Annotated in this window: 10 protein-coding genes and 1 pseudogene; 5 read left to right on the top strand and 6 right to left on the bottom strand. The window is 70.3% G+C overall.

What is annotated here, in order from left to right; translation table 11 throughout:
* From D471_RS36245 to D471_RS0125930, 4 genes are all read right to left on the bottom strand, one after another.
* Positions 1–1,181: sensor histidine kinase (locus D471_RS36245; RefSeq protein WP_241479719.1), on the bottom strand; the 1,181-nt coding region annotated here is incomplete at its 3' end.
* Positions 1,182–1,327: 146 nt separating this feature from the next.
* Positions 1,328–2,167, bottom strand: coding sequence for an ABC transporter permease (locus D471_RS0125940; protein ID WP_017601316.1), 840 nt, complete (start codon positions 2,165–2,167; stop codon positions 1,328–1,330).
* Positions 2,168–2,235: 68 nt separating this feature from the next.
* The gene (locus tag D471_RS0125935) at positions 2,236–3,231 is read right to left on the bottom strand and encodes an ABC transporter ATP-binding protein (protein ID WP_026128084.1); all 996 of its coding nucleotides are present in this window, start codon (positions 3,229–3,231) and stop codon (positions 2,236–2,238) included.
* Between the two features lie 287 nt (positions 3,232–3,518).
* Entirely contained in the window at positions 3,519–5,726 is a 2,208-nt protein-coding gene (locus tag D471_RS0125930) for a (Fe-S)-binding protein (RefSeq protein WP_017601314.1), read from the bottom strand.
* Between the two features lie 589 nt (positions 5,727–6,315).
* Between D471_RS0125930 and dnaK the strand changes: the two genes are divergently transcribed.
* The 5 genes from dnaK to clpB all read left to right on the top strand — a co-directional run bounded on the left by dnaK (position 6,316) and on the right by clpB (position 13,477).
* Positions 6,316–8,163 carry a molecular chaperone DnaK gene (dnaK, locus tag D471_RS0125925; RefSeq protein WP_017601313.1) on the top strand — a complete coding sequence of 616 codons (1,848 nt, stop codon included), beginning with the start codon at positions 6,316–6,318 and terminating at the stop codon, positions 8,161–8,163.
* Positions 8,164–8,206: 43 nt separating this feature from the next.
* Positions 8,207–8,923 (top strand): nucleotide exchange factor GrpE, encoded by a 717-nt coding sequence (gene grpE, locus D471_RS0125920; protein WP_017601312.1) that lies wholly within the window; start codon positions 8,207–8,209, stop codon positions 8,921–8,923.
* Between the two features lie 194 nt (positions 8,924–9,117).
* Complete coding sequence (gene dnaJ / locus D471_RS0125915) at positions 9,118–10,284, top strand: molecular chaperone DnaJ (RefSeq protein WP_017601311.1); 1,167 nt, start codon at positions 9,118–9,120, stop codon at positions 10,282–10,284.
* Positions 10,281–10,778, top strand: a complete 498-nt coding sequence (locus D471_RS0125910) for a heat shock protein transcriptional repressor HspR (RefSeq protein ID WP_017601310.1) — start codon at positions 10,281–10,283, stop codon at positions 10,776–10,778. The genes dnaJ and D471_RS0125910 overlap by 4 nt, the downstream gene beginning before the upstream one ends.
* An 86-nt stretch (positions 10,779–10,864) precedes the next feature.
* Positions 10,865–13,477 (top strand): ATP-dependent chaperone ClpB, encoded by a 2,613-nt coding sequence (gene clpB, locus D471_RS0125905; RefSeq protein WP_017601309.1) that lies wholly within the window; start codon positions 10,865–10,867, stop codon positions 13,475–13,477.
* Positions 13,478–13,542: 65 nt separating this feature from the next.
* On the opposite strand, the gene D471_RS0125900 is transcribed toward clpB, so the two are convergent.
* Positions 13,543–13,728: a CD225/dispanin family protein gene (locus tag D471_RS0125900; protein ID WP_017601308.1), complete on the bottom strand. Its 186-nt coding sequence runs from the start codon at positions 13,726–13,728 to the stop codon at positions 13,543–13,545.
* 14 nt (positions 13,729–13,742) lie between these two features.
* Positions 13,743–14,139 (bottom strand): annotated as a pseudogene (locus D471_RS40475) (hypothetical protein); the annotation flags it as partial.

Below are 14,139 nucleotides of genomic sequence, written 5' to 3'. Positions count from 1 at the left end.
AGGACCGCGCGCAGCAGGAAGCCGCCGTCGCCCGTCCGCGCCGCCGACAGCGAGCCGCCGCCCGCCGCGACCCGTTCGGACAGCCCCGACAGGCCGTTGCCGAACGTCGCACCCGTCCCCGGCTCGCCGCGTGCCCCGTCGTTGGCCACCTCCACCACGAGCGCCTCCGTCCCCGAGACGACGTCCCCGGTCAGGGTGAACCCGATCTCGCACCGGGCCGCGTCACCGTGCCGCACCACGTTGGTCCCGGCCTCGCGCACCACCCAGGCGGCCAGCGTCTGCGTCCGCGAGGGCAGGGACAGTCCGTCCAGTCCCGTGACCGTGACCTCGGTCCGGTTCGCGCCGATCAGCGCGGTCACGGACCTCACCTCCTCCGCCAGACTCACCTCGCGGTAGCCGCTGACCGCCGACCGCACCTGCTGGAGCGCCCGCCGCGCCAACGCGTGCACCTCCGCCATCTCGGCGGCGGCCCGCGCGGGCGCGGGCTCCAGCAGACGCCCCGCGAGCTCGGACTTGACCGCGAGCGCGGAGAGGCTGTGGCCCAGCAGGTCGTGCATGTCCCGCGAGAACCGCAACCGCTCCTCCGTCACCGCCAACCGGGCCCGCGCCCGCTGGCCCTCCACCGCCTCGTTGGTGACGTCCCACAGCCAGATCGAGGTGAGGCTCGCACCCGCCACCACGAGGGCCTGCACGATCTCCACGAGCCAGAACACCGCGAACAGCCCCGGGTGGAGGTCGGGCCCCAACAGGAGGAGGTGCGCCCAGGGCAGGACCAGCAGGACCGCGCTGACCCACACCGCGCGCCGGCGCGGAACCGCGAGGACCGCCATCCCCCACCAACTGGCGAGACCGACGAGACCGAAGACCGGGGTGGCCGTCAGCGCGTACGTCAGCACCGCCAGCGCGAGGGAGCTCCAGAAGAGCCGGGGCTCCGCGTTCCGCCGCTCGTTGACCCGGCGCCAGACGATGACGCCGAGCGTGACGGCGGTCGGCACGACGGTGACCACGGGCCACACCGGCGACCAGGGCGGCGCCCCCTCCAGGTCGGTGGACGCCAGGAGGTCGACCACCGGCCAACCGAGGATCGAGACGACGCCGAACATCATCGTCGACATGATGCCGATCCGCGCGATCCGCATCCGGCCCGCGTAGCGCCCCTCGGCGCCGCCGGTTCCCGTCACGTCCCCGTCCACCCGGCCCCTCCCGTCCGCACCGGCCCGACGCACTCCGGGCCCCTACGAGTATCGGCCCTGCGCCCGCCCCGTCCACACGCGGAAGGGCGCGGCGGAACGGTTCCTCCACCGCGCCCCTTGCGCGCGGGGCGGCCTCACGGCTGGCGGGGGTCCCAGCGGAAGCGACGCTCCACGGCCAACGCCAGAGCCAGCGTCCAGGCCAGCAGCACCAGCAGCGAGGGCAGTGCCGCCGCCCACAGTCCGAGGTAGCCCGGCGTCCCGGCGCCCTGGTACCCGCCGAACACGTCGTAGCCGGTGTAGGCCGCCTGCGCGAGCTGGGCCGCCGGAGCCACCGGAAGCAGCTCGACCACCTGCCGCACGGTGTCGGGCAGCAGGTCCAGCGGGAAGAACACTCCGCCCATGAGCAGGAGGACCATCATCGGCAGGACCGACACCATCTGGGCGCCCTCGGCGTTGCGCACGAACGGGGTGAGGAGCAGTCCGACCATGGTCATCGACACCGCGCTCAGCACCACGGCCAGCGCCAGCATCAGCGGGTCGCGGGGCAGCTCGCCGAGCAGCACGGCGATCAGGCCCACCATGACGGCGGCGACGACCAGGGAGAAGAACACGATGATCGCGGTCGTCGCGCCGAAGATCACCAGCGGGGGCACCCCGCTCACCCGCAGCCGCTTCAACACGAGCGACTCACGGCGGGCGGTGAAGACGTTCGACGCGTGACCGATGCCGACGAGGACGCCGATGGTGCCCAACACCCCGGCCACGGACAGCTCCGCGTAGCCGACGCCGTCCAGGACCTCGTCGTCCGGCATCTGGAGGGTGACGAACAGGAACACGAGCGGCATCGCCAGGAACAGCCACGCCGTCTTGTACCGGACGAAGAGGGTGAACTCTGCGCGGGTCAGCCGCAGGGTCCGCCGGAACCAGCCGAGGGAGGGTCGGGTGGTCGGTGCCGGTGCGGTGGTGGGGCTCATGGTTGCTCCTCGGGTGGAACGCGCCGGGGCGGCGCCGGGCTGTGCGGGACGGAGGGGAGAAGACGGGGTCAGAGCAGGTCGGCGGCGCCGTCGGCGACGCTGAGGAAGACGTCCTCCAGGGAGGCGCCGCGGACCTGGAGATGGCGCAGGACCGTCCCGTGCTCTCCCGCCCAGGCCAGGAGGGCCCCGACCGCGCGGTGGGCCCGCTCCGACGCGTCGCCGCTCCGGGCCGTGTACGTGGCCCACAGGGCCTGGTCCCGGGTCTCCACGCTCAGTTCGGCACCCTCCAGCTCGGGCAGGTCGGCGGTGCGTACGTCCTCCGGCACGGCGAACGCCACGCGGTCGCCCCAGCCCTCCAGCACGCCCGCCAGGGTGCCCTCGACGCGCACCTCGCCGCGGTGCATGATCGCCAGGCGGTCGGCGAGCCGCTCGGCCTCCTCCAGGTAGTGCGTGGTCAGGAGGACCGCCACGCCGTCCTTCTTCAGTTCGGAGACGATCCGCCAGGTGTCGATCCGCGCCTCGGGGTCCATGCCCGTGGTCGGTTCGTCGAGGTAGAGCACCTCGGGAGAGGTCACCAGGGCCAGCGCCAGGTCCAGACGGCGCTTCTGCCCGCCGGACAGCTGGCGGACCGCGAGCCCACGCTTGTCGGTCAGGTTCACCATCTCCAGGACCTCCTCGGTGCCGCGCGGCCGGGCGGCGAGGTCGCGGGCGAGGTCGACGGTCTCCCGGACGGTCAGGTCCTCCAGGAGTCCGCTTCCCTGGAGGACGGCGTTGGTCCGCTCGCGGATCGAGGCGGGCTGGCCGTAGGGGTTCTCGCCGAAGACCCGGACGGTCCCGGACGTCGGTCGGCGGAAGCCCTCCAGCGTCTCGATGGTGGTGGTCTTACCGGCGCCGTTGGTGCCCAGGAGGGCGAACAGCTCACCGGGGCGGATCTCGAAGGAGACGCCCCTGACCGCCTCGAAGTCGCCGTACTTCTGACGAAGGTCGCGGACCACCACGGCGGGCCTGCCGGTGGTGGCCCGCGCGGGGGCGTCGGTGGCTGCGGAGTGCGCTGTCGTCGTCATGTCCACCATGCTCGCGAAACCGCGTCACACGGAACAGACGCCGTTGTCACCGGCTCGCCGTGCGGAACCACCCGGAACGGTCACTGACAAATGTCATGCCGCCCGGTGCCGGGCACGGCGGGTATGTCACGTTTCGGCGCCCCGACCGTGGGGCCGTGCACCGCCTTCGGAGCGGCCCGGTGCGCTGTTGCGCGGGCAGGCGTCGGTCTGACGCCGTACACGTCGCGGGGCCGGCCCCGACCAGGAAAGGTCGGCACCGGCCCCGCGACGGGTCCGTCGGACGGAGATCAGGCCTGCGCGGGCTCCTTCTCGCCCTCGGTCGGGCTCTCGCCCTTGACCGAGCGCAGCAGGAGCTGGGAGACGTCCACGACCTCCAGCGACTCCTTGGCCTCGCCCTGCGACTTCTTCTCGTTGATCGCGTCGCCGAGCATCACCTGGCAGAACGGGCACGCGGTGGAGACGGTGTCGGGGTTGGTGGTCAGCGCCTCGTCCACCCGCTCGGTGTTGATGCGCTTGCCGATCCGCTCCTCCATCCACATGCGGGCACCGCCGGCGCCGCAGCAGAAGCCCCGCTCCTTGTGGCGGTGCATCTCCTGGGTCTTGACGCCGGGCACCTTCGCCATGATGTCGCGCGGCGGGGTGTAGACCTTGTTGTGGCGGCCCAGGAAGCAGGGGTCGTGGTACGTGATGTTCTCGTCCACGTTCCGCACCGGGGTCAGCTTGCCCTCGTCCACCAGCTTGGCCAGGAGCTGGCTGTGGTGGACGACCTCGTACGTGCCGCCGAGCTGCGGGTACTCGTTGGCGAGCGTGTTGAAGCAGTGCGGGCAGCTGGCCACGATCTTGGTGACGCCGGCCTCGTTCAGCGTCTCCACGTTCTGCTGGGCGAGCATCTGGAAGACGTACTCCATGCCCAGGCGGCGCGCGGGGTCACCGGTGCACGCCTCCATGCCGCCGAGCACGGCGAACTTGACGCCCGCGATGTCCAGCAGCTCGGCGATGGCCTTGGTGGTCTTCTTCGCGCGGTCCTCCAGGGCGCCCGCGCAGCCGACCCAGAACAGGTACTCGGTGTCCGGCGACAGCTTGTCGTCGACGACCTCGACCTCGACCGGGTTCTCCTGCTCGGCGAGCTCCTGGATCCAGTCCATCCTCCGGTCCTCGGCCATGCCCCACGGGTTGGCCTTGTTCTCGAGGTTCTTCAGGAGGGTGTTGGCCTCGGACGGGAAGTTCGACTCGACCATGACCTGGTAGCGGCGCATGTCGAGGATGTGGTCGATGTGCTCGATGTCGACCGGGCACTGCTCGACGCAGGCGCCGCAGTTGGTGCAGGACCACAGCTCGTCGGGGTGGATGACGCCACCCTCCTCCTCGGTGCCGACGAGCGGCTTGTTGAGGAGGGCGAGGACGTCGACGCCCGCGTGGCTCTCGTCGGGCTTCTCGGCGAGGGTCTCCTCGGTGATGCCCTTGAGCAGGTACGGGGCCTTCTCGTAGGCGTGCTGCTGGAGGTCGAGGATGACCTTCTTCGGAGAGAGCGGCTTACCGGTGTTCCAGGCGGGGCACTGGGACTGGCAGCGACCGCACTCGGTGCAGCTGCTGAAGTCGAGCAGGCCCTTCCAGGTGAAGTCCTCGATCTTGCCCGCGCCGAACGGGTCCTCGTCGGGGTCGGCCTCCTCGAAGTCGAGGGGCTTGACGCCGCTCTTGTCCATCATCTGCTTGGCGGCGCCGTGCGAGGGCGCGCCGTCGGCCTTGCGCTTGAAGTAGATGTTGACCGGCGCGAGGAAGCGGTGCCAGCCCACACCCATGGTGAGGTTGACCGACAGCACGACGAAGAACGCGTAGCTGATGATCAGCTTGAACGCGGCCACGAGGGCGATGGCGGGTTCGGCGACCGCGGCGTCACCGGGCAGGATGGCGCCCACCGCGTGGGAGATCGGGGTGGCCCAGACCGGGAACGGGAAGTCCTCCGAGGCGACCTTGAGACCGCGGATCGCGAAGATCGCCAGCAGCAGGCCGATGATGTAGGCCTCGACGTAGTACGCCGTCCAGTGCTTGGAGTGCATGAAGCGGGACTGGCGGCCGATCCGCTTCGGGCTGCTGATCAGGCGGTAGCCGGTCAGGCCGAGGATGCCGACGAGGCTGGCGCCCGCGATGATCTCGATGGCCAGGCCGTAGATCGTCCAGTCATGGATGATCGGCAGGTGGAAGTGCGGGTCGAAGACCTCGCCCTGGGCCTCGATGACGGTGAAGACCAGCAGGGGGAAGGAGACCATCACGAACCAGTGGGCCACACCGACCCACGGCCGCTTGAGCATCCTCGTGTGCCCGACGATCTCGATCAGCGTCATCGTCAGCCGCTGTCCGAACGGCCCCTTGCGCTCCGGCTCCACCGGACGGCCGATGCCCACGGTTCGCACGATCTGGCGGATGGCCAGAGCGAACACGGTGAACGCGACCACGGCGAAGACCGAGGTGATGATGCCCAATGTCAGGTACAGCATCGCCCGTGGCCTCCCATCCTGCTGTGTCGTCCGGTGCGCCACACACCGGCGGTCAAGACATATGTTACTAGCGAGTAATCGCTGGGACGCCATCGACCCGCCCCCCGCCACGGGGAACCGTCGACGACACCCGCGCCACCACCCGGGTCCGGGGTCGGACTACGGGATCCGATCCCGGCGCGCCAGCGCCCGCGGACGATGACACCGGGGAATCACAGGAGTGCGCCGGTCATGGCACCGGCCACATAATCCACGATCCACACATTATGTGTAGCCGACATCGGACACCCGGGGGCACAGCGGGGCACCGGTAATAACACCTGTCCGACCTCCGGCCGCCCTCCTCCGCCCCACCACCGACCTCGCCCCAGGGGTTCCCCTGGCCCGGAGTCAAGGTTCTCCCCGAGTTGCCCCGGGTTTGCGCCATTTCCCCCCTGAAGTCGCTCCCAACGGGAACACCACGCCTGGGCCGGCCGTTGTCTCTGCGTAGGAACTAACTTGAGTCGGGTTGACTCAACTGATTTGACAGCGATCACTCGACGAAGCAAACTTACGCCTGAACGACTCAACCTTGACGGAGGTAGCAACCATGGCTCGTGCGGTCGGAATCGACCTCGGTACGACGAACTCGTGCGTCGCGGTCCTGGAGGGCGGCGAACCCACGGTCATCGCCAACGCCGAGGGCTCCCGCACCACTCCCTCCGTCGTCGCCTTCGCCAAGAACGGTGAGGTGCTCGTCGGTGAGGTGGCCAAGCGCCAGGCGGTCACCAACGTCGACCGCACCATCCGCTCGGTCAAGCGCCACATCGGCACCGACTGGTCGGTGAAGATCGACGACAAGACCTTCAACCCGCAGCAGATCAGCGCCTTCATCCTCCAGAAGCTCAAGCGCGACGCCGAGGCCTACCTCGGTGAGGACGTCACCGACGCGGTCATCACCGTGCCCGCCTACTTCAGTGACGCCCAGCGCCAGGCCACCAAGGAGGCCGGCACGATCGCGGGTCTGAACGTCCTGCGCATCATCAACGAGCCGACCTCGGCCGCGCTCGCCTACCACCTGGAGAAGGAGGACGAGGCCACGATCCTCGTCTACGACCTCGGTGGCGGCACCTTCGACGTCTCCCTCCTGGAGGTCGGCGACGGCGTCGTGGAGGTCAAGGCGACCAACGGCGACAACCACCTCGGCGGTGACGACTGGGACCAGGCGATCGTCGACTGGCTGGTCGAGCGGTTCAAGAACGCCAACGGCGTGGACCTGTCCAAGGACAAGATGGCCCTCCAGCGCCTGCGCGAGGCCGCGGAGAAGGCCAAGATCGAGCTCTCCAGCTCCAGCGAGTCGGTCATCAACCTGCCCTACATCACGGCCTCGGCCGAGGGCCCGCTGCACCTGGACGAGAAGCTCACCCGCGCCGAGTTCCAGCGCCTGACCGCCGACCTGGTCGAGCGGACCAAGACGCCGTTCCAGCAGGTCATGAAGGACGCCGGGATCCAGCTCAGCGGCATCGACCACGTGGTCCTGGTCGGCGGCTCCACCCGTATGCCCGCCATCGCGGAGCTGGTCAAGGAGATGACCGGCGGCAAGGAGCCCAACAAGGGCGTCAACCCGGACGAGGTCGTGGCGGTCGGCGCCGCGCTCCAGGCCGGCGTGCTCAAGGGTGAGGTCAAGGACGTCCTGCTGCTGGACGTCACCCCGCTGTCGCTGGGCATCGAGACCAAGGGCGGCGTGTTCACCAAGCTCATCGAGCGCAACACGACCATCCCGACCAAGCGCTCGGAGATCTTCACGACGGCCGACGACAACCAGCCGTCCGTGCAGATCCAGGTCTACCAGGGCGAGCGCGACATCGCCCAGTACAACAAGAAGCTGGGTGTCTTCGACCTGACCGGTCTGCCCCCGGCGCCGCGCGGCGTCCCGCAGATCGAGGTCGCCTTCGACATCGACGCCAACGGCATCGTCAGCGTCACCGCGAAGGACCTGGGCACCGGCAAGGAGCAGTCGGTCACCATCTCCGGCGGTTCGGCCATGTCCAAGGACGACATCGACAAGATGGTCCGCGAGGCCGAGCAGTACGCCGAGGAGGACCGCAAGCGCCGCGAGGAGGCCGAGGTCCGCAACAACGCCGAGTCCCTCGTCTACCAGACCGAGAAGGTCATCAAGGACAACGAGGACAAGATCCCGGCGGACGTGCGCTCCGAGACCGAGTCGGCCGTCGCCGAGCTGAAGACCGCTCTGGAGGGCACGGACGTCGAGGCGATCCGCACCGCGAGCGAGAAGGTCGCGCTGGCCAGCCAGAAGATCGGCTCCGCCATCTACAGCCAGGGCCAGGAGGGCGCCGCGGCCGGCGCCGAGCAGACCGCCTCGGACACCGCCGACGACGCCGACGTCGTGGACGCCGAGATCGTCGACGAGGACAACGGCAAGGGCACCCAGTCCTGATCCGGGACCGAGTGACGAGTCGAGGAAGGAGGGCGCGTCCCAGATGGCGCAGTCGGACAAGACCAGCGGCTCCGGCGAGGGTGAGGAGCACCAGGGACCGGTGATCCGAGACAACCGCCGGATCGACCCGGAGACGGGCGAGGTCCGCGACCCCAAGGCCGCGGAGGCCGACGAGGCGGACGCCGGTGCCGAGGAGACCATCGAGGTCCCGGACACCCCGGAGACCGTGGTGACCGAGGCGATCAACGCGGACGAGCGGGTCGTCGAGCTCACCAACGACATCAAGCGGGTGCAGGCGGAGTACGCCAACTACCGCAAGCGCGTCGAGCGCGACCGCGTGGCCGTCCGCGAGGTCGCCACCGCCCAGGTCGTCGGCGAACTCCTGCCGATCCTGGACGACGTCGGCCGTGCCCGCGAGCACGACGAGCTCACCGGGGGGTTCAAGGCGGTCGGTGAGTCCCTGGAGGCCGTGGCGGCCAAGCTGGGCCTGGAGCGGTACGCCGAGTCGGGCGACGAGTTCGACCCGAACCTGCACGAGGCGCTCACCCTGGTCCCGGCACCGAACGTCTCCGTCCAGACGGTGATCGAGGTGTTCCAACCGGGGTACCGCATCGGTGAGAGGATCCTCCGCCCGGCCCGCGTGGTCGTCGGCGACCCCGTCGAGGGTGCCGAGGCCGCCGGGTCCGACGAGGACACCGGTTCCGCCGGAGACGAGGCCGACGCCTCCTCCGGCGGGGGCGAGGAGACGGACGGCAAGTAACGGGTTCGCCCGTGGTCGACTCCGGCCGTGCCCGCCGCCCCGGCGGTGGGTACGACCGGAGAGGCCGGGGCGTGTTCCGCGGACGTGGTTCGAGCACGTGTCCGCGAACCGCGCCCCGGCCCCGGTTCCGCGCGGAACCGGGGCACGTGTAAGCATCGGACGCAACCGGCACCAGCGGGAGAAGGCACCAGTCGATGAGCACCAAGGACTACCTGGAGAAGGACTACTACAAGGTCCTCGGAGTCTCAAAGACCGCCTCGAAGGACGAGATCAAGCAGTCCTACCGCAAGCTCGCCCGGGAGAACCACCCTGACGCGAACACCGACGACCCCAAGGCCGAGGGGCGCTTCAAGGAGATCTCCGAGGCCTACAACGTCCTGTCGGACGACAAGCGCCGCAAGGAGTACGACGAGGCGCGCTCGCTGTTCGGCGGGTCCTACCGACCCGGCGGCGGGGGCACCGGACCCGGCGGGTTCGACATGGGAGACCTGTTCGGCCAGGGCCCCGGGGGCGGTGGAGCGTCCGGCGGCGAACGGCTGAGCGACCTGTTCGGGGGCCTGTTCGGGGGCCGGGGCCGAGGCGCCGGGGCCGCCCGCAGCAGGCGCGGCTCCGACATCGAGACCGAGACCACGCTGAGCTTTCGCGAGGCGGCCGACGGGGTCACGCGCTCCTTCCGCCTGGCCAGCGACACCCCGTGTCCCACCTGCAAGGGCACCGGCGCCAAGGCGGGCACGGCCCCCCGGATGTGCCCGAAGTGCTCCGGCACCGGACACGAGAACACCAACCTGGGCGGCTTCTCGCTGTCCGAGCCGTGCGGTGAGTGCAAGGGCCGCGGCCTGGTCGTGGACGATCCCTGCACCGACTGCCACGGCAGCGGGCGCGGCAGGAGCACCCGCACCATCCAGACCCGGATCCCCGGCGGCGTGACCGACGGCCAGCGGATCCGCATCAAGGGCAAGGGCGCCCCGGGCGAGCACGGCGGCCCGGCGGGCGACCTGTACGTCGTCGTCCACGTGAAGGAGCACGCGGTGTTCGGTCGGAGCGGCGACAACATCACCATCACCGTGCCGGTGACCTTCCCCGAGGCCGTACTCGGCGCGGACGTGCGCGTCCCGACGTTGGGCGGCTTCCCGGTGACCGTGAAGGTCCCGCCGGGCACCCCGAACGGGCGCACGCTGCGGGTCCGCGGCAAGGGGGCCAAGCGCAAGGACGGCACCACGGGCGACATGCTCGTGACGATCGAGGTCACCGTTCCGACGAACGTCAGCGGCGACGCCCGCGAGGCGCTGGAGAAGTTCCGGGCCGCGACGACCGACCACGACCCGCGCGAGGGACTCGAGGCGCGGGCGAAGGGTGCGTGAACGACGTGAACGACTCCTTCGGCGCTGACGCTCCGGTCTATGTGATCTCGGTGGCGGCGGAGCTGGCCGGAATGCATCCGCAGACCCTGCGGCAGTACGACCGGCTGGGGATCGTGTCGCCGGGCCGGGCCTCCGGCCGGGGGCGTCGCTACTCCATGCGCGACGTGCAGCTGCTGCGCGAGGTGCAGCGTCTGTCGCAGGAGGAGGGCATCAACCTCGCCGGGATCAAGCGGATCCTGGAGTTGGAGCACGAGGTGGAGCAGCTGCGGGAGCAGGTGTTCCACCTGGCCAACGAGCTGGAGGCGGCGCGGAGGGCAGTGGCCCGGCGCGGCCGCCCCACCCCCGCGGAGGGCGGGGGCGCGCGCGGGGAGCTGGTGCGCCGCACGCGCGTGACGATCTTCAACACGGCCGAGCGGCCGGAGGACGACAACACCCGGAACACCGGTTCCGGGCAGGGCGGCCCGAGAGCGGGCCGCGACGACGAACGGGACTGACGGGGCTCCGGTACGACTGCACGGGGGCACGGTCGGCCATGGAATGTCACCCAGGGTGACAGAATTGGTGAAAGGAGTCACCGGAGATGAACTACAAGCTCACGAAGAAGAGCCAGGAGGCCCTGTCGGTGGCCGTCCGGCGCGCGACCGCGGACGGTAGTCCGGAGGTGGACCCGCTCCACCTTCTGGCCGCGCTGCTGGACCAGGCGGAGGGGGTGACCCGCCCGCTGCTCAAGGAGGTGGGGGCCAACCCCGACACGCTCAAGGACCGGGTCGAGGCGGCGATCAACGCCCTGCCGAAGGCGGCCGGGTCGACGGTCAGCTCACCGAACTCCTCGCGCCAGCTGATCGTGTCCATCAACACGGCGGCCAAGCGCGCCCAGCAGTTGGAGGACGAGTACGTCTCCACCGAGCACCTCCTCGTGGGGCTGGCGACGGACGGCGGTGAGGCCAAGCGGCTGCTGGGCGAGGTCGGCGCCACCCCGGAGGCGCTCCTGGAGGCGTTCGAGCGGGTGCGCGGGTCGGCGAAGGTCACGTCGGAGAACCCCGAGGACACCTACCAGGCACTGGAGAAGTTCGGTGTCGACCTGACCGAGCGGGCCCGCGAGGGCAAGGTGGACCCGGTGATCGGCCGCGACGGCGAGATCCGGCGGGTCATCCAGGTACTCAGCCGCCGGACCAAGAACAACCCGGTGCTCATCGGTGAGCCGGGTGTCGGCAAGACCGCCGTCGTGGAGGGGCTGGCCCAACGGATCGTGGCCGGTGACGTGCCCCAGTCGCTCGTGGGCAAGCGGCTGGTGAGCCTGGACCTGTCCGCGATGGTGGCGGGCGCCAAGTACCGCGGCGAGTTCGAGGAGCGGCTCAAGGCGGTGCTCTCGGAGATCAAGGAGTCCGAGGGCCAGATCATCACGTTCATCGACGAGCTGCACACCATGGTCGGCGCCGGTGCGGCCGAGGGCGCCATGGACGCGGGCAACATGCTCAAGCCCATGCTGGCGCGCGGAGAGCTGCGCATGGTCGGCGCCACGACGTTGGACGAGTACCGGGAGAAGATCGAGAGGGCCCCCGCCCTGGAACGGCGGTTCCAGCAGGTCATGGTGGGTGAGCCGTCGGCCGCCGACACCATCGCGATCCTGCGCGGGCTCAAGGGCCGCTACGAGGCGCACCACAAGGTGCAGATCGCCGACGCCGCCCTGGTGGCCGCCGCGACCCTGTCCGACCGGTACATCACCGCGCGCTTCCTGCCGGACAAGGCGATCGACCTCATCGACGAGGCGGCCTCCCGGCTGCGGATGGAGATCGACTCCAGCCCGGTGGAGATCGACGAGCTCCAGCGCACCGTCGACCGGCTGAAGATGGAGGAGATGGCGCTCTCCAAGGAGTCGGACCAGGCCAGCATCCAGCGCCTGGACCGGCTGCGCGCCGACCTGGCCGACCGGCAGGAGCAGCTCAACGCGCTCGTCGCCCGCTGGGAGCAGGAGAAGGCGGGGCTCAACCGGGTCGGTGAGCTGAAGGGGCAACTGGACGACCTGCGCACCCGCGCCGAGCTGGCCGAGCGCGAGGGCGACTTCGCCCAGGCGTCCCGGCTGATGTACGGGGACATCCCGCAGCTGGAGAAGCAGATCGAGGAGGCCTCCAACGCCGAGGAGGAGGCGGCCAGCTCCGGCGGCGACACGATGGTCAAGGACGAGGTCGGCGCCGACGAGGTCGCGGACGTCGTCTCCTCGTGGACCGGCATCCCGGTGGGGCGGCTCATGGAGGGGGAGACCTCCAAGCTGCTGCGCATGGAGGAGGAGCTCGGGGCACGGCTGATCGGCCAGAAGGACGCCGTGACCGCGGTGTCGGACGCGGTGCGGCGTGCCCGGGCCGGGATCTCCGACCCGGACCGGCCCACGGGTTCGTTCCTGTTCCTGGGACCGACCGGTGTCGGCAAGACCGAGCTGGCCAAGGCGCTGGCGGAGTTCCTGTTCGACGACGAGCGCGCGATCGTGCGCGTCGACATGAGTGAGTACTCGGAGAAGCACTCCGTGTCGCGCCTGGTCGGAGCACCCCCCGGCTACGTCGGGTACGAGGAGGGCGGCCAGCTCACCGAGGCGGTGCGGCGCCGACCGTACACCGTGGTGCTGCTGGACGAGGTGGAGAAGGCGCACCTGGAGGTGTTCGACACGCTGCTCCAGGTGCTGGACGACGGTCGTCTGACGGACGGCCAGGGCCGCCACGTCGACTTCCGCAACACCATCCTCATCCTCACCTCCAACCTGGGGTCGCAGTTCCTGGTCGACCAGTCGCTGGACGAGGAGCAGCGGCGGGAACGCGTGATGAACGTGGTGCGGTCGACCTTCAAGCCGGAGTTCCTCAACCGGCTGGACGACGTGATCATGTTCGACGCTCTGTCCACGGAGGACCTGGCGAGGATCGTCGACCTCCAGGTGGACAAGCTGCGGAGGCGGTTGGCGGACCGGCGCCTGGAGCTGGACGTGACGCCGAGGGCCCGCGAATGGCTCGCGCTGACCGGCTACGACCCGAACTACGGTGCTCGCCCGCTGCGCCGCCTGGTGCAGTCCTCGATCGGCGACCCGCTGGCTCGGGAGCTGCTGTCGGGCGAGCTGGCCGAGGGGGACACGGTCGCGGTGGACGTCGACGACGCCACGGACAAGCTACTCGTGACCCCGGAGCGGGCGGAGGAGCCCGCGGTCTGACCGGGGCCGCACAGAGCACGCGGGGCCGTCCTCCCGGGAGGGGGAGGACGGCCCCGCGCCGTGGGTCAACCGCCGGCGAAGGCGAGGAAGTAGATGACCAGGAACACCAGGCTGATCACCAGGCCGATCGTCATCGTGGTCCAGGCGTGGCCGATGAACCGGTCGCGCTCGGCCCAGTCGTCCTTGCCCATCGCGACGACCGAGAAGACGATCGCGATGATGCCGCAGATCTGGTTGCAGCACAGCGTCATGAGAATGGCGGCGGTCAGCGCGCCGCCCGCGCTCCTCTCTCCGCCACCGGACGCGGAAGGGTGGTAGGACACGGGGCCTCCAGGTCGTCGGGGGATCTCCGTGGCTTGGACGCGGCTTCGCCGACGACGGTTTCACGAGCCTCCGGTCTCCGGGCTCGGTCTCCGCCCCCCGGAGCTCCGAGCCGCCGCGCCATCAGCCCGAAGGCGACCGACGTCACCGCCTGCACGGCGAGGCACGTCCCGAAGGCGCCCGGGTACGACAGCTCCGGCAGAATCCCGGTGTAGGCGCCGCCGTAGAGGGCGACCCCCAGCGCCAGGGAGGCCTGCTGCACGGTCGAGAAGAGCCCGCCGCTCAGCCCCGCGACCGACGTCGGGACCCCGGCCATCACCGCGCTGAGCAGGGGAGTGAAC

Origin of the sequence: Nocardiopsis lucentensis DSM 44048 (assembly GCF_000341125.1) — a bacterium.
Classification (GTDB): domain Bacteria; phylum Actinomycetota; class Actinomycetes; order Streptosporangiales; family Streptosporangiaceae; genus Nocardiopsis; species Nocardiopsis lucentensis.
The sequence above is the reverse complement of the archived record's forward strand: the minus strand, read 5'-3'. Positions and strand labels throughout refer to the sequence as shown.

What these genes read in the sequence shown, in the direction of transcription:
- D471_RS0125935 (WP_026128084.1), bottom strand. Translation starts at nt 3,231, where the DNA reads ATGACGACGACAGCGCACTCCGCAGCCACCGACGCCCCCGCGCGGGCC.
- D471_RS0125930 (WP_017601314.1), bottom strand. Translation starts at nt 5,726, where the DNA reads ATGCTGTACCTGACATTGGGCATCATCACCTCGGTCTTCGCCGTGGTC.
- dnaK (WP_017601313.1), top strand. Translation starts at nt 6,316, where the DNA reads ATGGCTCGTGCGGTCGGAATCGACCTCGGTACGACGAACTCGTGCGTC.
- grpE (WP_017601312.1), top strand. Translation starts at nt 8,207, where the DNA reads ATGGCGCAGTCGGACAAGACCAGCGGCTCCGGCGAGGGTGAGGAGCAC.
- dnaJ (WP_017601311.1), top strand. Translation starts at nt 9,118, where the DNA reads ATGAGCACCAAGGACTACCTGGAGAAGGACTACTACAAGGTCCTCGGA.
- clpB (WP_017601309.1), top strand. Translation starts at nt 10,865, where the DNA reads ATGAACTACAAGCTCACGAAGAAGAGCCAGGAGGCCCTGTCGGTGGCC.
- D471_RS0125900 (WP_017601308.1), bottom strand. Translation starts at nt 13,728, where the DNA reads ATGACGCTGTGCTGCAACCAGATCTGCGGCATCATCGCGATCGTCTTC.
- D471_RS0125940 (WP_017601316.1), bottom strand. Translation starts at nt 2,167, where the DNA reads ATGAGCCCCACCACCGCACCGGCACCGACCACCCGACCCTCCCTCGGC.